Consider the following 26161-nt stretch of genomic DNA (forward strand, 5'->3'; position numbering starts at 1 on the left):
AAGCTAGCAGATGTCAAATGCAACTAGGCACTAAAACCAATTAAAGGGGCATAGAGGGGCGAGGCATCATAAGCCTAAAGCTTTAATAACGATCGCTTAATAAAAGTATGAATTAAGGGGTACAAAAGTACATAAATACTATACGTTAGGCAGGATACTATTTGCCTTGTTTAGTAACAGGTTTAAGAACTCGGCTTGACTAGTTCCAATATCACCCAAAAGCCTACCAAGAAAAATCCTCTAAGTTTTAGTATCACATTGATGAGCGACCAGCTTTCTGAGAGCCATTATTACTAGCTTTAATAGCCAGTGATTTACAGCACCCAGCTATAGTTTGGGTTTTTCTGCCGCAAGCAATGACCGGCAAATCAGAACGAAGTTAATATAGGCAGCTTATTTCAAAGAGTCACCCTAACTTACTTTCTGAATCAATCATTCGCGCACCATCCACATCACGCACCGCATAATTAAAACCCGGGTGAATACAGTGAGCACCATAATTACCGGCTTTATCTAAAGCCAGGAAACCCACCTGGAACTTCTTATAGTCCCCAAGCTTGCGTGCAATACGCTCCACCGCCTCACGACAGGCTTCTTCCGGTGTATAGCCATGACGCATCAGCTCCACCACTTGATGGCAACCGACAGTTTTGATCATTAGCTCACCCATGCCGGTGGCGGTAGCCGCACCAACTTCATTGTCGACATAGAGCCCGGCACCAATAATTGGTGAGTCCCCTACCCTCCCATGCATCTTGAAAGCAGCGCCGCTGGTAGTACAAGCACCTGAAAGATTGCCGTCCTGATCCAAGGCTAAGATGCCGATAGTATCGTGGTTTTCAATGTTGATTACCGGCTGGTAACGGGACTCGCGCTTCCACTCACGCCAGGCGGCTTCGGCTTTCGGGGTTAGCAGGTTCTCAATTTCAAATCCCTGTTCAACGGCAAAACGTTGCGCACCCTCTCCAACCAACATCACATGTGGAGTTTCCTCCATTACCTTTCGCGCAACCGAGATGGGATGCTTGATACCCTGTAAAAAAGCCACTGAACCACAATCTTGTTTGTCATCCATAATGCAGGCATCAAGAGTCACTACACCATCGCGATCGGGAAAACCACCATAGCCAACGCTGGTTACCTCAGGATCACCTTCCGGCACTCGCGCACCGGCCTCGACGGCATCCAAAGCCCTGCCACCCCCAGTGAGAACCTGCCAAGCTGCCTCATTGGCAGGGCCCCCATGGTTCCAGGTTGATATGACTACCGGCTTTTTTCCCTTCTTCGTATAACGCCTTGCCATAGCTGCCACTGAAGATGTTGCCAGAGCACCAGCAGTGCCCAGGAAGGAATATTTCAGGAATTTTCTTTTGCTGATCACGATAATTTATCTCAAATGGAAAGCGCACAGATACAGTAATGTATCTGTGCGCCGTAGTTATGGCGAGATCAGAAGCTGTAAGTCAGCCCCATGTAGGCGCGGCGGCCTGAGTAGGAGGAACCCAAGACCCTGTTTTCCTCGCCCCAATACCTATCCACCTTCTCTTCGGTGAGATTAATAATGGAGGCAGTGAGAGTAAGATTTTCCATCAAACTATAAGAAGCATTTACATCAAGTTGATCATACTCATCAGTAAATGTATTCACGCCGTTGCTATAGCCATCCGCATAGGCGCTGCGATAGTTGTAGGAAGCTCTCACACTGAAAAGGTCATTCTCGTAGTACACCGATAGGTTGTATTGATCTTTAGAAGTGCCCGCAATTTCTGTTTTGATTGTTTCACCGCTTTCGAGGTCGAGGTTGGCCAGTTCGGTATCCGTATAGGTGTAGTTGGCTAAAACCCCAAAACCGTTATCAAAGGCATATTGCACAAACAGCTCGGCACCCTGGGCGGTGGCATCGGTGCCATTAACAGGCATCGACATGTTGACATTCCAAGTGTCACCATCGATTTCCCTGGTAACCAGGGAGCTGCCGTTAATTACGAATGATGCAATATCCTTCCTGAACAAGGTCACTCCCATTGCGGAAGCATCGTCAAAGTACCACTCCAGGCCTAAATCAAACTGATCTGCCTTATAGGGTTCTAATTCGGAGTTCCCCGCAAATCCATCTCTCACAGTCGCTCCTGGCAATGGAGCGTGTATGGATTCAGAGCCACCGAGGTCATCATAATTCACTCGGGCAACAACCCTTGCGAGGGCTGCACGCATTACCAAATCATCGTTAATATCCCAAGCAATATTGGCGCTTGGCAGAAAATCGGTGTTACTGCTGTCGCGAATATTGGGCTCATCTTGCAAAACCCCGTCAATATTGTCATAAGTGCGGGCATATTGTTTGGTTTTTACCGCGCGAACACCAAAATTACCGCGCAAAGTGGCAGAGGTAAAATTCTGCTGTACATAGGCTGCAGTAACTTCCTCACCGATACGATAATCCTGGTCCCGCTCTACGATAACTGTAGGATCACCATAAGTCTCATAGAGAAACTCTTTTAGCTTCTCAAACTCCAGGTAGGCAAAGTTGGGCACTTTTACGCCACCAATAATATTGTCGAGTGGGCCACTGGAAAGGATATCAATCGTATCCGGAACGCCATTAGGGTCAGTGTGGAAAGAATCATCCGGCCACCAGGGATAACAGGCCCCCTCAACTCCGCCCCAATTAATAGTAGGGCACGGTAGGTTATCGTCGTCCCAGGATTGTTTGGTGATCCTACGATTAATTTCGTGATCGCGGTATTTAAGTCCTACATCAAGGGAAGTCAGCCAGCCGTAATCCATATCAATAGAAACATCTAGCTGGTAATAGTTTTCATCATCCTCACTGCTGGTCCAATGAGAAGAGAACCAGTCGTATAAGGGGTAAGTATTGGGATCTCCCAGATCCGCACTGGTATCAATCTCTGCTGTACCACTGCTTAGATCCCAGCTCCAGTCAGTCACAGTGCCATAGCGAGAGTTTACTGAGGCAAACAATTTCTCGGAAGGGCCGCCTTCCGCACTTGTGCTGCCCACAACCATTCGCACGCTATAGCCATCCCCTTGGTAAATAGCATTAAAGTCCAAGGTATCTGATACATACTCTGCTCGCGTGTAGTCACCGGCTACCTGAGGAGACTGCAATTCTGCCTGCCCTCTATCCAGCATACCAATACCGAGTAAGGTATCGCCATCTTCATCAAATTTAAGGCTGCCGGGAGCAATTGCATTACCGTAGTTCCACTCAGGAAAAACAATACGATAATTCTCCGAATTACCACCCTGTTCAAAGCGAAAATAATTGACACCAAGCTCAAGTTGCTCAACCGGACGCCACTGGGCACTGAGCTGAATTCCCTCTCGGGTACGCTCCTCCTCAAAGACACTACCTACTACTGCTCTGGGTGCATAGAAATCTCGGTACTCATTACCGTCGATATCTACCATAGCCCCCCTGGCCTCTACGCCATCGTGCGGCTTTTCATCACCTTGCCATCCCCAGTTTTCTGTAGTGGTGCTAATCACCCGGTTCTGACGATCCTGCTTGGAATAACCCACTAATACACCAAAGGTTTCCTGATCATTTTTCCATGAGTAAAAACCTGTGTATTGTGGTTCATACTTTTCAGTGACATCCGCATAGGTTGTCTCAACTGATAGCATGCCCTCCCCCGCATCTAGATCCAGAGGTTTGCGGGTGTGCAAAATGACAGTCCCGCCGATTCCGCCTTCATCCAGCTTTGCCTCAGGGCTCTTATAAACATCTGTACGAGCAATCATTGTTGCTGGCAACAAAGAATAATCTAGTGAGCGTGACGGCTCATCTCCCGGAGTGGCAATATAGTTACCGTTAAGTTGAGTAAAAGTAAGTTCAGGGGCCGTACCACGAATACTTACCCGGGCACCCTCACCGCCACTACGGACAATAGAAACTCCCGGCACTCGCTGCAAGGCATCGGCTACGTTTTTATCGGGGAACTTGCCAATATCCTCAGCGGTAATTGAATCCACCACAGCATTAGAAAAACGCTTCACATCAAGGTTTTTCTCCATACTCTGGCGAATACCCATCACCTCTACTTCTTCGAGAACCAAGCTTTCCTCTTTTGCTTGCTCCGTATTCTGTGCTTGCGCCATACCAACAACACTAAATAACACCAGTGCGCTGGCAGATGTGCGTAATAGTTCCGCCCTACGATTTGTATAAAGGGTTTTCTCTTTCATTGCTGAGCATCTCTTTTATTATAATTCTCGAGCTTTCCGTACACCCTCTTGACTCGGCATATCCACATACCAAGCTCTCGGAATAACCCGGGTTTTAGGTCTGCCTGTCCCTGGCTTATTTTTTTGAGCCCCCTTCCCTGGGGGTTAAGGCCATGTACAGCTATCAGCTATCCAGGCCAAGTCGCTTTAGTACTTCAGGCGGTGCTCCAGGGAAGCTGGCCATAGGTCTGTTACCCACATAGCCGATATCCGCCATACCTTCCTCGGTGGTATAGAAAGCGGTAGATGCGAGAACCCTCACTTTGGCAAAGAAACGCGCACCGGCCTGGTATTCTGGCTTCGCGGTGCGAGTCCATTTGATGTCCTCACAGATGGCCGTTTTTTGAGATTCACTCAACTCGACAAATGAGCCTTGAAATCTGCGCCTAGACTCTCCCTCGAGCCAGACAACCCCACCGCGAATCGTGACAAGATCTGCTTTATTATTGGAATAAGGCGCACTCACGTATTCATTGATGTAATGCTGAGCACCAACAGAAGAGGCGCTCGGGGAAATTGCATCCGTGGGAATAATGACATCACAGAGCGCAGCCAGTACCGCTAATTCATTCTCATCTAGCTGCATTTCCCAAGGCACAACTGGATTAAGAAGGTCTGGATCCGTGGGCGTCCCCCTGGCTAGCGTTTGTTTCGGAGCATCCAGGTTTTTAACTGCAGGTTTTGCCGCAGGTTTGTCCTCCCTCACTACAACCTTTTCAGCTACTTTCTCAGAGCAGCCAATTACCGGAACTGCAGCGGCGGTGGTAGCAATCAAACGCAGGGCATTACGGCGACCAAGGTTGGTTTTTTCCTCGCTCATCAGATATTCCTCTTCTTGAATTGGTCCACGATGTAGTCACAGGTACGCCAAGCCAGGGCCATAATGGTCAGGGTTGGGTTTTTATCGGCATTAGAAACAAAGGGGGCGCCGTCAGTTAGGAAGAGGTTGGGAACCTCCCAGGACTGGCAGTAAGGGTTGAGCACAGAATCTTTTGGGTTGGAGCCCATGCGCGCGGTGCCGACCTCATGGATGATGGCACCACCGTTGATAATTGCCTTGGCACCATCGGTCTGTACGGTTGTGGTCACATTGCCGCCCATACCTTCGATAATTTCGGCAAAGGTTTTGTGCATGTGGGCAGCCTGATTAAGTTCCTGGTCACTCCATTTCCAGTGGAATTTCAGAACCGGGATACCCCACTGGTCGACCTGGTCCTTATCAATTTCACAGTAGCTGTCATCATTGGGGATCATTTCCCCACGACCGTCGAACCAGACAAAGGAACCGTAATAGCGTCGGCAGGCCTCTTTTAAATCCTTACCGTAGGCACCTTCGGTGAAATCACCCATACCGCCGAAGGCACCAGCTCCAGGCATACTGCGGCCACCACCGAATTCAATGTGATAACCCCGAGCAAAATCCAAGTCTCCGCGCAACTGTTCTTTGTACAGCCACCAGGGCATATACATATGCATTGCCGACGCGCCATCTTCGTTATGAGCGGGCATGTTTTCCAGGGCTGGAATCTGGCCACCTACTCCCGCGCCCACAGTATCCATCAGGTATTTGCCTACAACACCACTGCCGTTGGCGAGACCGTCTGGGAATAAAGTGCTTTTTGAATTGAGAAGAATGCGTGATGTCTCGGCGGCACTGGCCGCGACGACAACTGCGCGGGCACTGGCAAACTTTTCCTGACGGGTGTTTTTATCAATGTAAACAACCCCGTTGGCTTTGCCTTTCTTATCAACGGTAACTTCGCGCACCATTGCGTCAGTTATGATGTCAAGGTTGCCTGTGGCCAACGCAGGAGGCAGCAGTACTGTGGTGGACTGGAAGTTCGCCTTAATGGAACAACCGCGACCACAGGGTGTGGCCCAAAAACAGGCAGCACGGGATTTCATCGATTCACGGGTTACATCCTGGGCAAGCTTGTTATCGGGGAACAGTTTCTGCGGAATATTTTCATGGTCGAGGCGCTCACTGAGAATGGCCAAGTGTGAAGGGATCACGGGGATACCCAACTTGTCACAAGCTTTTTTCGCTAGCAGTTCATAAGCGCGAGGGTTGGGGGGCGGCAATAATACGCCATCGGAAGAATCCGGGGTATTTTCCAATCCCTCATTGGTGCCGTAGACACCAATGAGCATCTCGGTTTTATCGTAGTACGGAGCCAGATCTTGATAGCTGATAGGCCAGTCAAAACCGAGTCCATCCCTTGAGTACGGCTTAAAGTCGTATTCCCCCATGCGCAGCGAAATACGCCCCCAGTGGTTCGTGCGGCCACCTAGCATACGCGCTCGCCACCAGTCGAAACGCCGGCCTCTCTCCCGGGATCCCTGGGTATAGGGCTCGCCTGGCACCTGCCAGCCACCATCCACTGTCGCATCGTAAAAACCGAATGGTTTTTCCGGCGTGCTACCACCGCGCAGGGGGGCGTCTTTGGGCAGATTAAACATAGGGGTTTCCTTGACCGGGTCATAGGACCGCCCCGCTTCCAGCAAAAGTACCTTTAAACCTGCTGTGGCCAGCACATAGGCAGCCATACCGCCCCCTGCACCAGAGCCGACTATTAAGGCGTCGTACTCTTTATTCTCAATATCTTCACTCGCCATAACATCTCTCCTGCATGACCATTTATTTTTCTTCTGACCGGCTAAATTCCATCAATTGGGAATATTTTTCTGTAACCGGTTACATTATTAGAATATTTTTCTGTTTGGGTGAACAACTATCAAGTCTGAATTTTTAATTTATCGGTGTTAAAGACTGATTTCTTGAAGAAAGCAGACATTAAAATACATATTTTCAGGTTAGGTAAAATTAAAAATATGTAACCGGTTACATTTGTAAGTAAATTTTATCAATTATTTTCATTTAATTACGTGGACACCTCCATCTTCCTACCAAGATGTTCTAGCAACTGTTTTGTTGCCATAATTCCGTGGTCCTCATCTCCCGGCCCTTCAAATTCAATCCCAACATAACCCCGATAACCCGCGTCGCGAATGATCCGTAACATTCGAGCAAAGTCCGTGTTGATTTCACTTCCCGCTGAATCGAACTCAAAGCTTTTGGCACTGATACCCTGGGCAAAGGGCATAAGTTGCTGAACTCCCAAATAGCGATCGTAATCTCCGAAGTTTCCAAAGTCCGGCAAACTGCCACAGTTGGGCATATCTACACGGTGAAGGACCTGTGACAGCCACTCCCCGTTAGATGAGTAGCCACCATGGTTCTCAACAATCACATTAATATTAAAATCCTGGGCAAATTCCGAAAGCGCGCGCAGCCCCTCAACAGATGCTTTAGCCACTTCTTCGCGACTCCCCTGTCCTGCGGCATTTACTCGTACAGAATGACAATCTAGATGTTTAGCCGCTTCGATCCATTTGTAATGGTTCTCTATCGCCTGCTTTCTCTTGCCTTTATCAGGATCACCCAGGTCGCCCTCTCCATCAACCATAATTAACAGACTGCGAACATTATGGTCTTCTGCCCTAGCCTTCATTGCGGTGAGAAACTTCAAGTCCTTTGCCTGATCTTTAAAGAACTGATTTACATACTCAACCGCTCCAATTCCAAAGACTTTGCGCGTTTTAACCGGAAAGTCCAGAACCTTGAGAGTACCACTTCGCAGTTGCCGATGCAGGGACCACTGAGCTAAGGAAATCTTAAAAAAGCTTTCACTTCCCGCGCTGTGGCTACGACCAACAAACCCCATAAAAGGGGCAGCCAGTCCCAAAGCTGCCAGGCTTGTGCTATTTGCCAAAAACCGCCTTCTATTGATAGTCATTACCGCTCTCCTATTTGGGAAAACTCTGCAATGGGTTTCGAGGGGTTATCGGTTGAAGCGCTACCCTCTCGGTTTCCTTGCAAAGAACGGCGAAAGCCACTGATTGCTCCCCCCAGATCTTCGCCCAAACGGCGAATCTTGCCGCTGCCAAACAATAAAACTGCAAGCACCAGTACTATCAGGATTTGCCACAGACTGATTCCTGAAATACCCATTAGCTTATAGCTCCCGGATTTTTATATTGCGATACCAGACCTTATCGCCATGGTCCTGCAAAGCGATATAGCCACTTTCAGACCGCGCAAAATCTGGATAATTTGAGAACTTGCTGCCCGCCAAACGCTTGCCCCAATCTTCTGACCAAAGCTCGTAGCTAACAATCTTGTTGCCATTTAACCAATGTTCTACCTTGCCGTTCTCTACACGAATACGAGTTTGATTAAACTCTCCCGCAGGCTTAACGCTCTCTTCACTGGGCGCATACATATCAAATACTGAGCCGGCGCTGTGGCTTGGCTTTTCCAGATTGGGAAACGCGGCATTGTCCAACACCTGGTATTCCATGCCACTCATCCAAACTGGTGCATCTCCATCAGCGACGCGATAAATAATGCCGCTGTTACCGCCCTCAGAAATTTTCCACTCCAGCTGCAATTCAAAATCTGCAAACTGCTCAGCGGTTACCAGGTCCCCAGCCCCTCCCGCGGTCAATACCAGATTGCCATTAACAACCTGCCAGGCACCCCCAATCTGCGAGCCATTTGTTCCAGTCCAACCCTGTAATGTCTCACCATCAAACAGGTAACGCCACTCTCCATCCGCTTGTTGGACGCTCGACTCGGGCACCCGCTCGCAACCTGCAGCACCCAGCATCACTGCTGCTGCAATCGCTACGGATATTTTGGATCTGGTTTTAGTAAAGTTTTTCATCATTATTATCTCCACACCTATTGGCTGTTATCTAATCAATGCCATGCTTTTCAAGGCAACGGTCCTTGGGAGCCTGCAGTTCTCAGTTGTCCCGACAAGAGGCTGTGCTTTCCCGCTCCACTAGCTCAAATGGCAAAATAGTCCGGCTGGATTTCAATGGCTTACCATCGATAATCAATCGCAGCGTTTCCATTGCGTAGCGGCCTAACTCCTCCGCGGGCTGGTTAATCGTGGTCAAAGGCGGATCTGTAAATTGGGAGAATTCAATATTATCGAACCCGGTAACAGACACATCTTCCGGCACCCTGAGGCCCATCCTCTTCACCTGATGCACTGCACCAATAGCCATCTCATCGTTCATACAAAAAATGGCAGTTGGCCGACGGGGAGTAGATAGCAAAGTCTCTGCGCCTTCCTGTCCAGATGTCATAGTGAATTCCCCATGAACAACCATTTCAGGATCTAGTCCTAACCCACGTTTTTTTAGTGCATCATAAAACCCAGACAGTCTGTCTCGGACTATGGGGCTTTGCGAGGGCCCGGTAATAACCCCGATGCGGCGGTGCCCCATCTCCATCAAGTGCCGCGCAACCTCCTGTGCCGCGCCATGGTTATCCAACTCCACCACCGGATACCGATCATCTTCTACTATGCGCTCACAGGCATTCACCAACGGAACAGATGCAGCCAGGTTTGCATCCTTCTCTGCAAACGGATAACGACTACCAAGCTGGATAACACCGTCCGCTTGGTTGGTTAACGCCATACCTGCATAAAATTGTTCATTGGTGGAATCCCCTTTTGTATCCCCCAGCAGCACCGAATAGCCTTGATCCTGCGCCGCTTTCTCAATTCCGCGAATGACCCGGGAAAAGAATGGATTGGCTATATTGGGAACTAATACCATCACTGCGAATGACTTTCCCGAACTGAAGTTCCGCGCAAGGAGGTTCGGCCGGTATCCGGCCTCCTCCACGGCTTTAAGCACCCGCTCTCTGGTTCGCGGAGAAACCATCTGCGGATCTTTTAACGCCCGGGATACGGTCGCGACCGATACACCGGAGCGACGTGCAACTTCGCGAATATTTGACATAGTTTCCTGCTAATTTCTTATTAGTAGGGGGTTATTTTCGCACAGACGGATATCATCTACTGGTTACCCGTAACTGCTGCTTCCGTTTTATTGGCTGTTTGCCTTCGATCCCACAGCCAAATAAAGGCAAAAATAGGGAGCAGGATAAGTGGGACTACTGCCAAAGACTGGAATGACTCTACAGAAGCGGTTGCCAATACCGCATCCAACTCATCCCCACTCAGCTTTTCAAAGGCCTCCAAGCCCCCCGCTGCCTCAATCTTGGCATTGTCAAAAATAGCCCCAAGCTTTGGCAGAACAAATTGGATAGACATACCACCGGCAAAACCCAGCAACCCCAGAAACAATGCCCCTCCGCGCACAAAACGCTCGGAGACTGTGGCCAGCATAGTGGGCCACATATAACAAACACCAATGCCCCAGACAGTCGCTGCCAAAAATGCAGTTACTGGCGTCCTAGCCATACCCAGGCAATAGAGCCCAATTGCGGCAAGGAGACTGCTTAACCATAGAAGTCCGATAGGAGACAGTTTCTTTGCCAGCCGTCCGGCAAAGTGGCGCATCACAAACATCAACATACTGACATAAACAAGGATAAGGATACCCTTCATGCCAACTACGCGTGATAGGGTCAGGTCTACCCACTGCCCAGGGGCCAGCTCGGTTGCGGCGGTCAGCCACATACACACCCAAAGCAGGATAAACATCGGTTGCTTGAATACCTCTTTAAACATTTCGCCATAACTGATACCGGAAGAAACCCGTTCAGTAACTGGGAAATCTGTTTTAGCCACAAGCCAGGCCATAACAACAGCCGGCAGTGCCAACACGACAAGGTTCAACTGCCAGGGAAGCTTGAGGGCAGAGATTGACAACCCCAGTAATCCTCCAACCACAATGCCCGCAGGCCACCAGGCATGTAGTACGTTTAAACGTTGCGTTTTATTTTCTGGATCGACTGCAGCAACCATAGGATTACTGGCTGCCTCCACGGCACCCCAGCCCAAGCCTGTCAGTAACAGGCCAGCTAGAACCAGACTCTCTACCCCCTCCCCTGGAGTCACCATAGATGCCGCAATAATAAGCAAACTGCCCAACACATAACCTATAGATGAGAGCATCAACATTCGCTTGATGCCGACCAAGTCCACAAGTGCGCTTCCAAATAGAAGTGTGAAAGCAAATCCAGCAAAGGTAATACCAATTGCTTCACCGAGCATAGTGGTGGAGTTAGCTAGGTCTATATGGTTATAGATATCTTCCTGCAAGTTAGTGGCTATCACCGTCCGCACAGCCATGCCCAAGCCAATCATAAAAATGGAGAGATTACCCACCAAGAATATTCTCTTGTTCTGGGGCGTTATCATCGTACTCATTTATCCAGTCTCCGCATGATTTATTGTTATTGGTTATTCACTTGGTTTGGAAAAATTTAATCCAATCCTAAAATCCGACGATTTCGCGCGCGATCTGTTTCTGCACCAGCAAAATCATCAAAGGCCTTCCCTGCCACAGTAATCAGGTGATCCTGAATAAATGGTGCACCCTCACTGGCCCCCTGCTGTTGATCCTTAATACAACACTCCCATTCAAGTACTGCCCAGCGATCGTAACCGTATTGGGTCAAGCGGCTGAAAATCCCGCGGAAGTCCACCTGACCATCGCCCAGGGAACGAAAACGGCCAGGTCTTTCAATCCAGGGAGCATACCCACCATAAACTCCAGCCCTACCACTCGGATTGAATTCAGCATCTTTCACGTGAAACGCCTTGATTCGTTCGTGATAGATGTCGATAAAAGCCAGGTAGTCCATCTGCTGCAAAAGCAGGTGACTGGGGTCATAGAGAATATTCGCTCTTGGATGGTCCTCCACTTCGTAGAGAAAACGTTCAAAAGTCAGCCCATCGTGCAGATCTTCACCGGGGTGGAGTTCATAACAAACATCAACCCCAGCACTGTCAAACGCATCCAATATGGGGCGCCACAGCCGACCCAATTCGCGAAAACCTTCTTCAACCAGCATTGCCGGGCGCTGGGGCCAGGGATAAAAAGTATGCCAAAGTAGTGCGCCAGAAAATGTAGCATGGGACTTTAGCTTTAGGTTCGCACTGGCCCGAGCAGCCAACATCAGTTGATTGCTTGCCCACTCGGCACGGGCTGGCAAGTTGCCTCGCACTTCCTCAGGGGAAAAAATATCCAGCATCTCTTTATACGCTGGATGCGCTGCAACCAGCTGGCCCTGCAAATGCGTGGACAGTTCTGAGATTTCCACCCCCGCCTTCTCACAGACCCCCAGAATATCGTCACAGTAAGCCTGGCTATCGCTGGCCAGCTCGAGATCAAAGATGCGCTTGTCCCAAGTGGGAACCTGAATGCCTTTGTAACCCAGATCCGATGCCCAGCGGGCCATAGACTCCAGCGAAGCTGGTTGATCGCTCGGAGGGAGGAACTGGGCGAGAAATATTCCGGGCCCCTGAATTCTGGGTGCCTTCATTTATTCTTATCCTTTTTACTGCTGTACTTATTTACCTCTGCAACCAATCAATCCTTCCTGGGTGATCCGTTTGCTCCTTTTGAAAAAACACAGTGCTGCCTTTTCAAAAGTGGACTGGCACTGGGCCGACATCGACACCTCCCTGTGCCGTACTAACTGCCGGACTTCCACCCTGCCAGAGGTTCCTAACTTGTTTGAAAATGAATCGGTACGATTCAGCTGTCTATTCCCAATACGGTGCCAGAGACACCCAAGAAGAGTTCGCGCGACTGCTTTCCAATGCACCGCGTACAAATGCCATAGCTCGGACACCCGCATCAATATTCCCAACGACAGAACTATTTTTAATGGGCAGTTCTTGCCGGCGGCATCGAACCTGGGCTGCAAAGTCGCGGTAAATATTCGCAAAGGCCTCTATATAACCTTCGGGATGCCCCTGCGGGGTACGGCAAAGAGCTCGGACATCGTCATCCAGATATTCACAGTCAGCACCAGCCTTCAAAAAGGCCACTGGCTGACCCCTACGCTTTAACTGCAATTGGTTAGGAGATTCCTGCTCCCAGAACAGTGAGCCATGTTCGCAATAAACACTGATATTCAGGTTATTCCCTTCCCCACCACAGACTTGGCTGGCTGTAAGGGTGCCGCGCGCACCCTGATCTAATTTAAATAGCGCCGCGCCATCATCATCCAGCGCCCTTTTGTCGACTACCGATTGCAAGTCCGCACAGACCTCAGAGATACGCTGACCGGTAAAAAATTCGACCAGGTGGTGAGCGTGGGTACCAATATCGGCAAAACAGCCACTTTCTCCCGAGCGTGTGGGATCTGTTCGCCAACTGGCTTGTTTACTTCCGCTGGAGTCACCAGCCAATGCCAACCAGCCTTGTGGATAGGCAACAGTTACCCGGCGGACTTGCCCAAGCTCTCCCCTGGCTAAGATTGCCCTGGCCTGCGTCACAAGTGGATAAGCTGCATAGGTATGAGTCAAACCGTAGAGATGGCCACTCCGCACGACCTCGTTTTTGAGCGCAAGAGTTTCCTCAAGAGTGCAAGCGGCTGGCTTATCGGAAAGAACATGAAACCCCGCCCGCAGTGCAGCAATAGAGACTGGTAGATGTAAATCATTGGGTGTTACCACGGAAACAAACTCTATGCGCTCATCAACAGCACGCTGGGATTCCTCCAGAAACATCTGCTCATAACTCTGGTAAACGCGCTCGGGGTTAAGGCCCAACTTCTCTCCGCTGCTACGGCCACGCTCGGGATTACTGCTAAAACATCCCGCCACCAGCTCTATTTCACCGTCAAGGGAAGCAGCCATACGGTGGATTGCGCCAATAAAGGCACCCTCTCCACCACCAACCATGCCCATTCTTATTTTTTTTCCCATACCACTTCCCATATAGCTGCCTCTGGCAACCTGGTTCTTATTGTTTTGGGTTTCTACCCGGCCAAATACCTTGCCTCCATACTCAGGTCTTGTACTTCTTCCAAGAACCCTTTCAGAAAATGTAACCGGTTACATTTGTTTTTAAGATACAGAAAAAACTTACAGTTGCAAGCGACAGTTTCATTGCATGTTGTTTATTTTCCCCAGAGATCAGGGTACCAATATCCACGAGTGCAGAGGAGTTACACTGGTTTACTCATTCGAGGTGTTAATAATCAGTCGTGGTAACCCACTTTTCGGGCGAAGTCTTCCCAGGATTGCCAATTAAGCTCCTGGCTCTGCCACCTATTCTCTATCGGGTGGCCGATCCCCGGGCCTGGGGGTAATCCACTGTCGGCGCCCGGCTGGGGGTGGCAGCTTTTGAGCTTGGTACGCACCCACTTCCCAGCATCTTCAGCGACGTTAGCGGCCAATCCCCAATGGTTTGGCCACACTGCAAGGAAGTTTTGCAGACCAAAATCGTCCAGTTGATACGGAGTGGGATACTCCAACTGCACCAACAGATCACCATCTGGCCCTGGTGCATCAGTTTTCCAGCCTGCATATACCGACCACTGGCAGCCCTGCGCCCAGGCCTCAAAGGCCACCATCGCACTGGAAAGGCGCTTAAAAGATGCACAAAGTAGATCATTCTCTATTTCTGGTGGGATGCACATATCGACAACACCCGCTTTGAACTTGGGAACTTCTGGGTTAAGTGTAAGAATCCAAAGCCCCTCCCCACCTTCCAGTGGGTGGTACATCACTATCAAGTCGATCAAGAAAGCTGAAACCGGGGGAATATTGGGACCGCGAGCCAAAAGCATATGCAGAGGCCGTACTAGCTGCGCATTTTGTACCTGCTCTTCCGCCACACCCAACTGCCGAATCACCTCTGCGTTGCCCGCACCGCAGGCAGAAATCACAAGCTCTGGCCTTACTTCGCAAGAGCGGCCACCGATATCCAGGGCTACCTGTTCAATAGCTGAGCCCGCGAGCTGAAATGATGCCAGCCGTCCACTATAAATATGTTTTCTCATGGGCTCGCTGACACTGAGGTAGGCTGCGGCTCCATCGAAAACAAGATCATCAGGAAATCTGAACCTGCGATTTGGTGGTAAACCGTCCGGATCAAAGATCTCCGGCAGTTCCACCTCCTCTGAGGGAATAGCCGCTCCAGCCCAGTTACCTTCAACTGTCTTTAGAAAGTCTGGAGTCAGCGCTGCATGGAAATCTGTTATTCGACTATTCACACCGCTATTAGCAAGTTCTTTGTGCCAATGCTGCGCGGCTGTCCTATAAATCTCAGCAGCTTGGGGGTTCGCGGCGTTCCAACCAGAGGAGAAGTAACCGTGGAAATGCAGAGATTCGGCATCACCCAACTCGTCATCGACCAGTATCACCGAATACTCTGGTATCAGCTGTCTCATCAGGGTTACTCCCTGAATCCCTCCACCAAGAATCAAAACATCAACAGGGATAGTCTGTGACATAGGTGAATCCATTTAAGTTGAAAGGAGTGACCTCAATAAGCCTTTTAAACTCTCTGTTGCTGGGTAAATAGTAGCCTGCCCTCTCCCTATCAATACTGAGTTCCCATCCTTCTTTCGGTCTATTACGAAGAATATGTGAACTTAATGTGAAAAGTTCACCCCACTAGCAAATTAGTTAATCCGTTCCAGTTAACTCTCCGTAAAGAGGGGGTCGCTACGGCACTACAGCAGTAGTGATTGAACAAGCAATCAACAAGGAAGCGTAACTATGAATGGCTTTGCAAAAGGTTTGGGAATCGTTCTATTGGCTTTTGCTGCTCAGTTCTCTTGGGCGGAGGGAGATTCAGAGCTTGAGACAGTACCCTACGTGGATGTTCATCAGTATGTCGGTAAGTGGTATGAAATTGCCAGGCTTCCACAGATATTCCAACCCGCATGCACCGCTGTAACCGCGGACTATGGGCTGAATGATGACGGCAGCATCAGCGTGTTCAACTTCTGTCGAATCCTGCACCCGAAATACGGGTTCCCTATTAGCGTGCAAGGCACTGGTGTTCCTATTGATGAAACCAATAGCAAACTTGCCATCTCATTCTTTAACGGCCAGTCCACTGGCGACTACTGGATATTGGAGCTGGACCCAAATTATCAGTGGTCACTGGTAGGTGATCCCGATCGCAGCAGCCTTTATCTCCTGAGTCGATCTCCCCAGCTGGATGAATCAATTATTGATGAGCTGCTTGGTCTTGCTGTCACTAAGCATGGCTACAATATCGATCACATCATAATGACTAAACAGCCAACACATTAGGCTCTCTTTCATTAGCGCGTGGGCTTCTCCTGCTCACGCGCCCCGTTAATTTAATAAATTACATTAACTTTATTTAATTTATAATATTCATATAGTTACGATGTATATTGAAAGTAATTTATAGAAAATAAAGGCTTAATTTTCCCTGGCTACCAGACTGACAGGTGGCACCCTACCCCCAGGAAATAGTCCTCCCCCCTGCAAAGCAGACAAACTTCCCGACTAAAAAATGATCAACCAAGACCCACCCAGCGGGTAACTGGCCGTATGGCTCATCAGCTGCCAATCGACTGGAGTTCTGTGGGTGCACTAAAACCGGGGCTCGAGAGGGGTGACAGCAATCGCTGTCAGTTCAACACTATGGTTTACGCTCCAGTGCCCAGTTCCACTGGACACCCGCGCACCAGAAGATGTATCAGAGCGGGACTATTAGCTGATCAACCCTGCGGCTCTTTTCTGACACCTCCTGGGAGTTACTCCAGTTGACGTTCAGGGTGTACAACCGGGCGGTCAGATAGATCAGATTGACTATTTAGTGGTCGAAGTCAGTAGTGATTATGGTGATGACCATACATATCTGTCGTTCATAATTGAGAAAAAATGCCCTACGCGACAAGAAAAAGGGAAATCTATTTTGCTAAATCTGCCCAAAGCGGGAAGGATCTATCTCTGAATAGAGGTATTTCATGCCCTTCGGAGCTTTCAGCCTTTATACTTGTCCTAAGCTATAGGTCGCCAAGCCATAAAGGCTGGCCTCCTATGAAGTAGGACGTATAAAGAGACTCCCTATGCTTACCAATCGGATCGCCGCACTATTTTCCGGCTTCTTGGTCATTGGCCTGCTTTCCACAACCGCTCTGGCAGAGGCCGAGCGCCTGGCCCCAGAAAAGGACCAGGGCAGCACCGCCAGAGAGATAGTCAGCAAACTCGAAATGCTGCACTACAACAAAATAAAGGTCGGAGACGAAATGTCAGAAGACCTCTGGAATGAATACATTGATGCTTTGGACCCCACCAAAAGCTACTTCCTCAACTCAGACATCAATGAGTTTCGTGAGTGGCAAACCAGGATGGACGACCAGTTGCGCGCTGGTGACGTAAAAGCGGGCTTTGAAATTTACAATCGCTTCCGCCTGCGCATGGGCGATCGCCTCGACAATATTTTGTCCCAACTGGAGAAAGGCCTCCCAGACTTTGACTTCACTCGCGATGAGTCACTGGAACTTGATCGAGAGAAAAGTGAATGGCCGAAATCAATCAGCGCTGCCGATGACCTGTGGCGTAAACGCCTGAAAAGCAGCGTTCTGAACCTGCGTCTCACAGGAAAAACCGACGAGGAGATACGCGATCTTCTGGAGCGCCGCTATAAAGGCCAGAAGAAGCGTCTCGAGCAGCAGAATAGCGATGATGTATTTGAGCTCTATATGAACTCACTCACACGCCTCTATGATCCTCACAGTAATTACCTGTCCCCGCGCTCATTGGAAAACTTCAATATGAGCATGTCCCTCTCGTTGGAGGGCATCGGTGCTGTACTTCAGGCAGACGAGGAGTACACCAAGGTGGCCCGCTTGGTTGCAGGTGGCCCGGCTGATCGCACTGGCAAAATAAAGCCCAACGACAAGATCGTGGGTGTTGGCCAGGACAAAGAAGGTGAGATGGTCGATGTCGTAGGCTGGCGCCTGGATGATGTGGTTGACCTGATCCGCGGTAAGGCCGGCACTTTTGTTCGTCTCGAAACGATCCCGACGGGCGGTGACGGCACTCACAAGACCATCCTGATCAAACGCAGCAAAGTGAAGCTGGAAGATCAGGCGGCTAAGAAAGCTGTGTTTGAATTCTCCGACGGTAGCCAAAACTACAAGATTGGCGTGATCAACCTGCCGACCTTCTATATAGACTTTGATGCCTATCGCCGCCGTGACCCCAACTACAAAAGCACCACTCGTGATGTGGCCAGGCTGTTGAGTGAACTGAAAGAGGAGAATGTCGATGGCATTATCCTCGACCTGCGCAACAACGGCGGTGGCTCGCTGCAAGAAGCCACCATGCTCACCGACCTGTTTATTGACCAGGGACCGGTGGTGCAGATCCGTCATGCCAATGAGCAAATTTCGCGGCATAACCGCTCACGCTCCCGTGCTATGTACCGCGGCCCGCTGATGGTATTGATCAACCGCCTGTCAGCTTCTGCCTCTGAGATTTTTGCCGGGGCTATCCAGGACTACAACCGCGGCCTGGTTGTCGGCAACCAGTCGTTCGGAAAAGGTACGGTTCAAACCATGGCACCCCTGAAAGAGGGACAGCTCAAGATTACCCAGTCCAAGTTTTACCGCGTGTCCGGTGACAGCACCCAGCACGCCGGGGTAAAACCGGATATCCCCATGCCACAGCTGATTGACGCTGAAAGCGTTGGGGAGAGCGCTTACGATACCGCTCTACCCTGGGATCGCATCCATGCCGTGCCTCATGCAAAGTACTTCAACCTGAAGACTCTGATTCCCAATTTGATGACCAAGCACAACAAGCGTACGGCATCTGATCCGGACTTTATCTTCCTGCGCGACCAGTTCGAATTTGAGAGCGAGCGCGCTGATAAGAAGTACCTTTCTCTCAATGAGGTAATGCGCGAACAGGAACGTGAGAACGTAAACCAGCGCCTGCTCTCTATGGAAAACCGCCGCCGCAATGCGAAGGGTCTTGAACCCTACGAGAATTTCGAAGCTTACGAAGAAAGTGAGTCAGAAGATGTCGCAGCTATCGGTGGTCCGGTTGAGATCAAGCTCGAAAAAGATCCAATCTTGAATGAAGCCGGCTATATAATGGCGGACTTTATCGGGCTAGCCACTAAGGCCAGCAAGGCCCCGCCTCAAGTAGCGAACTTCTAATTTGTAGCAGGTGCGCCTTGCGTGCCTGCTCCGCTAGTAACTCCAGGTCGGGCAAGCCCGGCCTTTTTTATTTTTGGGGGAATAAATGAAAGTCGTTTCCTTTAACGTCAACAGCATTCGTACACGCCTGCATCAGATGGAGGCACTGGTAGACAGCCATAAGCCGGACATAATCGGCTTGCAGGAAACCAAAGTTACCGATGAAGATTTTCCGGTAGATGCGATCCGGGACCTTGGCTATGAGCTGATCTACTTTGGCCAGAAAACCCACTACGGCGTCGCCCTACTCTCACGCCTTCCCTTTGTCGATCGAGAGTACGGCTTCCCCACTGATGATGAAAATGCCCAACGCCGTATGGTTATGGGTAAATTTGATATCGGTGGCAAGGAGCCGCTGACAGTGATTAATGGCTATTTTCCCCAGGGTGAAAACCGCGAGCATCCGGTAAAATTCCCGGCCAAGCAAAAGTACTACGCAGACCTTGATACCTTTTTGCAGACCACCTGCAAACCCAATGCTCCAGTACTGGTAATTGGAGATATGAATATTTCCCCCAGTGATCTCGACATCGGTATTGGCGAGCCCAATCGCAAGCGTTGGCTTCGCGACGGCAAGTGCAGCTTTCTGCCAGAGGAGCGCGAGTGGCTGCAGAAAATCGAGGCATGGGGATTGGTGGACACTTTTCGTGCACTTAATCCAGAAACTAACGATGTGTTTAGCTGGTTTGATTACCGCAGCCGCGGGTTTGATCGCGATCCCAAGCGTGGTCTGCGTATCGACCTGATCATGGCTAGCAACCCTCTCATGGAAAAGTGCATCGCTACTGGAGTAGATTACGATATACGCGCTATGGAGCGCCCTTCTGACCACGCCCCGGTTTGGGCCGAATTTAAGCTCTAACCACCTTCTAATGAAAACCGGGATCTGTTCCCGGTTCTTTTCCTCTTTGAATATATGATTTTCCATATATAATAGAAAGAGATAAAGCTGGCAGGTGCAACGCTGTGAAGAAGCGGGTTTTGTTTATCTGTGCTGGGAACTCAGCCCGATCGATTATTGCTGAGGCGCTACTGCGTTATCACTCCGGGGGCTTCTTCGAAGTTGCCAGTGCAGGTACCAGCCCAGAACCCGTGGATATTCGGGCAATCAGCGCCTTGAAACGCTTTGGGATACCCATACAAGGATTGTATTCCAAGTCTCTGGATGAAGTATCCAACCAGAGTTTTGACTTGGTGATCACCCTGTGTGACAAAAGCCAAAGAGAGTATGTACCTTCGCCCACCCATAGCAAAATAATCGCTTGGGACTTTGAAGACCCGGCCACGCGCCATTGCTTCAAGCCATTTTACACAACGGTGAGAGAGCTAAGCACTCGCATTAAATTGTTTGCCTTGGTGCAAACCAAAACTGCCAAAGCGGCCTGACAGAAGCCCGGGGGAAACTTTGAATCCAGTTCAGTTTTATAAGTGCCTTGCTGACGATACCCGCCTTCGCACCCTTCTATTAATCGCTTATGAAGGTGAGCTTTGCGTGTGTGAGTTGACCGCTGCCCTAGGCCTTAGTCAACCGAAAATTTCCCGGCACCTGGCCCTTTTACGCAGCGCGGATCTTTTACAAGACCGGCGTCAGGGACAGTGGGTTTTCTACCGTATCAATCCAGCTCTAAGCGACTGGACAAAAAATATCCTTCAAGACACTTTACAAGCAAACCAGCAGTTCATCGCCAAGGATCTACGGAATCTGTTCCAGATGGGGGAAAGGCCCGAACGTGCGAGTCTGTGTTGTTGATGGCCCTAACAGTACCCTATTAACTGTAAAAATTTGTCTGTATATATATGAATTTCCATATATATGGATTCAAGGAGAAATATAGATGACGATAAAAGTCGGAATCAATGGTTTTGGCCGTATTGGTCGATTGGTACTGCGCGCAGCATGGGACTGGCCGGACATAGAGTTTATTCAGATTAATGACCCCTCAGGCGACGCCCATACCCTGGCCCACCTCCTGAATTTCGACTCTGTCCATGGCCGCTGGCACAACACAGCGAAATCCACTGATCACACTATTGAAATAGATGGCCTCAAAGTAGCGTGCAGTGCGAATACCGAAATCTCCAAGACCGATTGGAGCCGCTGCGATCTTGTCATTGAAGCCTCTGGTAAAATGAAAACCTCTGCAATTTTGCAAGCGTACCTTGATCAAGGCGTAAAAAGGGTGCTTGTCTCCGCTCCTGTTAAAGAGGCCGGTGTGCCCAATATTGTCCTGGGGGTGAATCAGCATATTTACGATCCCGACAAACACCCTATTGCTACTGCTGCCTCCTGTACCACTAACTGTCTAGCGCCAGTTGTGAAAGTCATTCACGAAAACCTGGGTATTAAACATGGCTCCATCACGACCATTCACGATATTACCAATACCCAAACAATACTTGATGCCCCCCACGCAGATCTGCGCCGGGCCAGGGCTTGTGGAGCCAGCCTGATCCCGACAACTACAGGATCAGCCACAGCTATAACTGCGATTTTCCCTGAGTTGACTGGCCGGTTAAATGGCCACGCCGTACGTGTACCCCTGGCAAACGCCTCGTTGACCGACTGTGTTTTCGAAGTCGAACGCCCCACCACTGCCGAGGAAGTTAACCTGTTACTGCAAACCGCCTCGAAAAGAGAGCTGAAAGATATTCTCGGCTATGAGGAGCGCCCTCTGGTATCGGTGGATTACAAAACCGACCCACGCTCCAGCATTGTCGACGCTCTCTCGACCATGGTGATCAATGGTACCCAGGTTAAAATTTATACCTGGTATGACAACGAGTGGGGGTACGCGAATCGTACCGCGGAACTAGCCCGGATGATCGGAAACATGGATCGCTGATTAAATCTGGGGAACCTAGAAGCCAGCAATATTACAATATTGGTAAAGTTCAGTTCGATGCAGTTACTTTCCTCTTTGCCCCCGCCAGTTCGCCAGTATTTGCTGGTAACTGGCAACTATTGGTCATTTACCTTGACCGATGGCGCCCTGCGAATGCTGGTGTTAATGCATTTCCACAAATTAGGCTATGCCCCGCTGGAAATCGCATTGCTCTTTCTTTTCTATGAATTGTTCGGGGTGATCACCAATCTTGTTGGAGGTTGGCTGGGTGCCCGCCTCGGCCTCAACCGCACCATGAACACAGGGTTGATGCTGCAGGTAATAGCTTTACTAATGCTGCTAGTACCCTCAAATCTGCTCTCTGTCCCCTGGGTGATGGGTGCCCAGGCCCTGTCAGGCATCGCCAAGGACCTCAACAAGATGAGTGCGAAAAGTGCTATCAAGTTGTTGCTCCCGGCACATGCCCAAGGTCCGCTCTACCGTTGGGTAGCCCTGCTTACCGGCTCCAAGAACGCCCTTAAGGGATTGGGATTTTTTCTGGGTGGGGTCCTGCTCGCTCTGGCGGGATTTCGCGGTGCTATCCTGATCATGGCCATATGCCTGGCAGGGGTTTGGATTCTCAGCAAGAAATTTCTACGCAGGGATTTAGGAAAGGCTAAAGCCAAGAAGCGCTTTCGCGACGTATTTTCCAAGAGCCGAGCAGTAAACGCCTTAGCTGCCGCTCGGCTATTCCTTTTTGCTTCCCGTGATACCTGGTTTGTCATTGCCCTGCCAGTTTTCCTGGCGAGCCAATTTGGCTGGGGGCATTGGCAGATAGGCACTTTCCTAGCGGTCTGGATAATCGGCTATGGAGCTGTACAAGCATTAGCCCCAAAAATCACAGCCAGTATTTCCCCGAAAGCCCCAGATGGCAGGACCGCCTTATACTGGTCAGCTGCACTGGCAATGGTCCCAGCAACAATAGCCTTGGCATTGCACTCCGGTATTCATCCCCTGCTTACAATCCTGTCGGGACTGATGGTTTTTGCCTTCGTATTCGCAATCAATTCCTCACTACACAGCTATCTGATTGTCTCCTATGCGCGAGAAGATGGAGTTTCAATGGATGTAGGCTTCTACTATATGGCAAACGCCATGGGGCGCCTACTTGGAACCCTATTGTCCGGGTGGATTTTTCAGATAGCAGGAATTGAAGCCTGCCTGATAATTTCTTCTATATTCTTAATGGCAACTGCGCTGATATCCCTGGCTCTGCCAAAACAGGGAGATGAAGATAGCCCTGCCGCCACTGTTGTCAGCTAAGTGCAAATTGATTCCTCAAAGCCGACTAATTCAGCAACGGGATAGATCCTTCCCGCTGAATCACAGCCAGTGATCATCACCAAGGCACCAAACAAAGTAACTTTTGATGTTATCTGGATCCAACTCCACATACATCCCCCTGCAAAACACAAGCTCCAGACTTGCTCTGGGCAAAATCAATCCATAAATCCGCAACTCTCCCAACGGATACCTAATCCATGGAAACTTTATTCATTAAAAGCCATTAAGCCTAAAAGGAAAGGACTTTATCGGGGCCAATGCTGACCAAGGAACAGTTGCCCCAACAGGCAATAAACCTGCAAGAGGGACACCTGGCGGATAAAGCTTCCACGTGTAGGGTAGGAAATCGGCCCGTATCTTTCCATGCCAAGTTAGCACCAATTTCTGCCATTGGCGGACATAAGCCTAAACTTCCCAAATCATCTACTCAGTGGGACTACTCCCTTCCCCGGCTATCTCTATCAATCGTCATACGTAATAGAGTTCGATCTTTCTTGATAAAGTGATGATACAAAGCGGCCAATACATGCCCGAGGATTAGCAGCCAAACCAGCCACTCACCCAAGACCTCCTTATGGATAAAGTCCACGGGCTCCTCAAATTGTTCAAAAGTCATACCAAGACCATTCTGTACCCATGAACCAAAGAGCCAAGTATCAGCAAACTTGGGGATTTCAAACAAGAAGAAGTAATCCGTGTTGACCCCCGTACCCAGATAGCCGGTCAATGGCGTGATGATCATTATCAGATATAAAGCAAAATGGCCAATATGTGCTGCTACATGTTCCAAGCGAGAGCCGGGCTCCAGTAATGGTGCTGGATTCATCAACCTCCATAAAATACGGAGAACAACCAGTGAACCTATGGTTACCCCAATAGACAGGTGAAACTGCAAAGCGACCAAATTCTCAGGGGTTTCCTCTTGAGTGAACCATTGTCGATAGTAAACGCTGATATAGGAGCCAAGGAATAAAAGGGCAATGGACCAGTGAAGCCACTTGGCTATTGAGCCGTAGCTATGATCGCTGTTTCTAAGGGGCATCAATCACTACCTATCACAGAGTAATTCTCACAAGATAGTAGTTCGTACTACCCAATAGCAACTGGAGAATTTAGGATAAGATATTCAAATTTTTGAATAGATAGGAGCATCCAGTTCCTTCCCCACTCCCTGTTACCGTTCGCCAGCTATATAAGCCACTCATCCTACTTTTATCACAGGAAAAAAATCAGCCCCTAGAATGCCACTCATTCAGTGAAACAGCACAGGCAAAACACTTATGCAAATTCTGCAATCTGGAATAAATAGCGTTAAATTGGGATTAAAATCTCTTATCCTCGCTACAAGCCTATCTTCCACTTACGTCATGGCTGGAGGTATCGATGGTATCTGGAAAGCAACTTTTCAGGTTGCTAACGAAGAAACGCTACCAGTAGTAATTCATATTGACCAAGAAAATGGCGAATGGACAGGCGTATTGGATAGCCCCTCCCAAGGTAAATATGGAATGGAGATGTCTACGTTAGAGATAAGATCGAATAGTATTGCATTCGAAGTGGAAGACTTACATATCAAGTATGAAGGTGCATACAATAATGACGTTGACCTGATCTTTGGTACCCTCACTCAAAGAAAATCATTGCCTCTAAACTTTAGAAGGGCAGCTGACGGTACTAGTGATACACCTAAAAACCGTCCCCAGACACCAAAACTTCCTTTTCCATACGCTGTCGAGGAGGTTAGTTTTAAAAATAAAACTGCCAATATCACCCTGTCTGGAACACTGACAAAGCCTACATCCACTGTTAAAGCAACTGCGGTTCTTATTAGCGGTTCCGGCCCCCAGGATCGGGATGAAACCCTATTCGGGCATAAACCATTTGCAGTAATCGCCGATTACTTGACACGCCAGGGTTACGCAGTCTTAAGGTATGATGACCGTGGAATTGGTGAGTCTACCGGGGATTTTTTTACGGCAACTAGCGCAGACTTCGCCAGCGATACCAGCGCTGCAGTTGACTACCTCAACAGCCGCAGCGATCTTCCCAAGGGCAAAGTCGGTTTAATTGGACATAGCGAGGGAGGCATGATAGCTCCCATTGTTGCCAGCAACCGTGAAGATATCGCATTTGCTATCTTGCTTGCCGGTCCAGGTGTTAAAATACCACAACTTCTCGTGGATCAGTGGTATAGGGATAGGAAATTTAATGGTTTAGATAAACAAAAGCTCAAAAAACTCCGCGAGTTAGACAAAGAAATTTTCAACCTGATTAGCCAGCTAGAGGAGAAAGAGACTATCAGCGGAGAGATTCACCAACTCCTCCTCAAGAGCGCCAGACTCGAGGGAAACCAGGATGACGAACTGGAGGCAGAAGTTGAGCAATTAAAGAGGCAATACTCTACACCTTGGTTTCGGTATTTTCTCAAGTTCAACCCTGAGCCCTATTTAGAGCAAACAAAGGCCCCATTACTGGCTCTCAATGGCTCTCTGGATTTTCAAGTAAATGCGAAGATGAACTTGGACAATATGCATAGAGTTTTAAGCAGGACAGGTCACCCCGACTTTCAAACTTTCGAGCTCGAACAGATGAACCACCTGTTTCAAATAGCAAATAAAGGCTCCTCTTCTGAATATGCCGAAATAGAGGAAAGCTTCTCTCCAAAAGCCCTGAAGATAATGTCTTTATGGTTAAACGAGCGCTTTGGCTTAAATCCTTAGTAGTAAAATGCGGCTCCTGCTTAAGGAGCCGCATTGCCAATATGTAAAAT

The 26161-nt window shown here is 49.3% G+C and carries 21 protein-coding genes; 8 read left to right on the forward strand and 13 right to left on the reverse strand.

Annotation, left to right across the window (positions count from 1 at the left end; all coding sequences use genetic code 11):
- Positions 1-406: 406 nt before the first annotated feature.
- The 12 genes from ACJJI7_RS18335 to ACJJI7_RS18390 form a co-directional block, all read right to left on the reverse strand.
- The gene (locus tag ACJJI7_RS18335; RefSeq protein WP_282953438.1) at positions 407-1381 is read right to left on the reverse strand and encodes an isoaspartyl peptidase/L-asparaginase family protein; all 975 of its coding nucleotides are present in this window, start codon (positions 1379-1381) and stop codon (positions 407-409) included.
- Positions 1382-1449: 68 nt separating this feature from the next.
- Entirely contained in the window at positions 1450-4209 is a 2760-nt protein-coding gene (locus ACJJI7_RS18340) for a TonB-dependent receptor (RefSeq protein WP_282953437.1), read from the reverse strand.
- A 163-nt stretch (positions 4210-4372) separates the two neighbouring features.
- Complete coding sequence (locus tag ACJJI7_RS18345; RefSeq protein ID WP_282953436.1) at positions 4373-5068, reverse strand: gluconate 2-dehydrogenase subunit 3 family protein; 696 nt, start codon at positions 5066-5068, stop codon at positions 4373-4375.
- The gene (locus ACJJI7_RS18350; protein ID WP_282953435.1) at positions 5068-6864 is read right to left on the reverse strand and encodes a GMC oxidoreductase; all 1797 of its coding nucleotides are present in this window, start codon (positions 6862-6864) and stop codon (positions 5068-5070) included. The genes ACJJI7_RS18345 and ACJJI7_RS18350 overlap by 1 nt, the downstream gene beginning before the upstream one ends.
- Positions 6865-7130: 266 nt before the next feature.
- Entirely contained in the window at positions 7131-8045 is a 915-nt protein-coding gene (locus ACJJI7_RS18355) for a sugar phosphate isomerase/epimerase family protein (RefSeq protein WP_282953434.1), read from the reverse strand.
- Positions 8045-8260, reverse strand: coding sequence for a twin-arginine translocase TatA/TatE family subunit (locus ACJJI7_RS18360; protein ID WP_020412851.1), 216 nt, complete (start codon positions 8258-8260; stop codon positions 8045-8047). Before ACJJI7_RS18360 ends, ACJJI7_RS18355 begins: the two co-directional genes overlap by 1 nt.
- Positions 8261-8264: 4 nt before the next feature.
- Complete coding sequence (locus ACJJI7_RS18365) at positions 8265-8978, reverse strand: 3-keto-disaccharide hydrolase (RefSeq protein WP_282953432.1); 714 nt, start codon at positions 8976-8978, stop codon at positions 8265-8267.
- Positions 8979-9057: 79 nt separating this feature from the next.
- Positions 9058-10068, reverse strand: coding sequence for a LacI family DNA-binding transcriptional regulator (locus tag ACJJI7_RS18370; RefSeq protein ID WP_282953431.1), 1011 nt, complete (start codon positions 10066-10068; stop codon positions 9058-9060).
- Between the two features lie 56 nt (positions 10069-10124).
- Positions 10125-11444, reverse strand: a complete 1320-nt coding sequence (locus ACJJI7_RS18375) for an MFS transporter (protein ID WP_282953430.1) — start codon at positions 11442-11444, stop codon at positions 10125-10127.
- A 56-nt stretch (positions 11445-11500) separates the two neighbouring features.
- On the reverse strand, positions 11501-12562 hold the full coding sequence (locus ACJJI7_RS18380; RefSeq protein ID WP_282953429.1) for a sugar phosphate isomerase/epimerase family protein: 1062 nt from the start codon (positions 12560-12562) through the stop codon (positions 11501-11503).
- Positions 12563-12785: 223 nt separating this feature from the next.
- Positions 12786-13955, reverse strand: coding sequence for a Gfo/Idh/MocA family protein (locus ACJJI7_RS18385; protein WP_444901538.1), 1170 nt, complete (start codon positions 13953-13955; stop codon positions 12786-12788).
- A gap of 275 nt (positions 13956-14230) precedes the next feature.
- Positions 14231-15487, reverse strand: a complete 1257-nt coding sequence (locus ACJJI7_RS18390) for an FAD-dependent oxidoreductase (RefSeq protein WP_282953427.1) — start codon at positions 15485-15487, stop codon at positions 14231-14233.
- Positions 15488-15755: 268 nt separating this feature from the next.
- On the opposite strand from ACJJI7_RS18390, the gene ACJJI7_RS18395 reads away from it, so the two are divergent.
- The 7 genes from ACJJI7_RS18395 (at position 15756) to arsJ (ending at position 23370) form a co-directional block, all read left to right on the forward strand.
- Positions 15756-16298 (forward strand): lipocalin family protein, encoded by a 543-nt coding sequence (locus ACJJI7_RS18395; RefSeq protein ID WP_282953426.1) that lies wholly within the window; start codon positions 15756-15758, stop codon positions 16296-16298.
- Positions 16299-17086: 788 nt separating this feature from the next.
- Positions 17087-19186 (forward strand): carboxy terminal-processing peptidase, encoded by a 2100-nt coding sequence (locus ACJJI7_RS18400; RefSeq protein WP_020412860.1) that lies wholly within the window; start codon positions 17087-17089, stop codon positions 19184-19186.
- Positions 19187-19271: 85 nt separating this feature from the next.
- Positions 19272-20087: an exodeoxyribonuclease III gene (gene xthA, locus ACJJI7_RS18405; protein WP_020412861.1), complete on the forward strand. Its 816-nt coding sequence runs from the start codon at positions 19272-19274 to the stop codon at positions 20085-20087.
- A 104-nt stretch (positions 20088-20191) separates the two neighbouring features.
- The gene (locus tag ACJJI7_RS18410) at positions 20192-20611 is read left to right on the forward strand and encodes an arsenate reductase ArsC (RefSeq protein WP_282953425.1); all 420 of its coding nucleotides are present in this window, start codon (positions 20192-20194) and stop codon (positions 20609-20611) included.
- Positions 20612-20630: 19 nt separating this feature from the next.
- Positions 20631-20975, forward strand: a complete 345-nt coding sequence (locus ACJJI7_RS18415) for a metalloregulator ArsR/SmtB family transcription factor (protein WP_020412863.1) — start codon at positions 20631-20633, stop codon at positions 20973-20975.
- Positions 20976-21060: 85 nt separating this feature from the next.
- A complete protein-coding gene (locus ACJJI7_RS18420) occupies positions 21061-22068 on the forward strand; it encodes an ArsJ-associated glyceraldehyde-3-phosphate dehydrogenase (protein WP_282953424.1) in 1008 nt (335 codons plus the stop codon).
- Between the two features lie 57 nt (positions 22069-22125).
- The gene (gene arsJ, locus ACJJI7_RS18425) at positions 22126-23370 is read left to right on the forward strand and encodes an organoarsenical effux MFS transporter ArsJ (RefSeq protein WP_444901537.1); all 1245 of its coding nucleotides are present in this window, start codon (positions 22126-22128) and stop codon (positions 23368-23370) included.
- A 457-nt stretch (positions 23371-23827) separates the two neighbouring features.
- On the opposite strand, the gene ACJJI7_RS18430 is transcribed toward arsJ, so the two are convergent.
- Complete coding sequence (locus ACJJI7_RS18430; RefSeq protein WP_282953423.1) at positions 23828-24433, reverse strand: cytochrome b; 606 nt, start codon at positions 24431-24433, stop codon at positions 23828-23830.
- A 238-nt stretch (positions 24434-24671) separates the two neighbouring features.
- Between ACJJI7_RS18430 and ACJJI7_RS18435 the strand changes: the two genes are divergently transcribed.
- A complete protein-coding gene (locus ACJJI7_RS18435; protein WP_282953422.1) occupies positions 24672-26111 on the forward strand; it encodes an alpha/beta hydrolase family protein in 1440 nt (479 codons plus the stop codon).
- Positions 26112-26161 lie beyond the last annotated feature (50 nt).

Source organism: Microbulbifer variabilis, assembly GCF_056232115.1.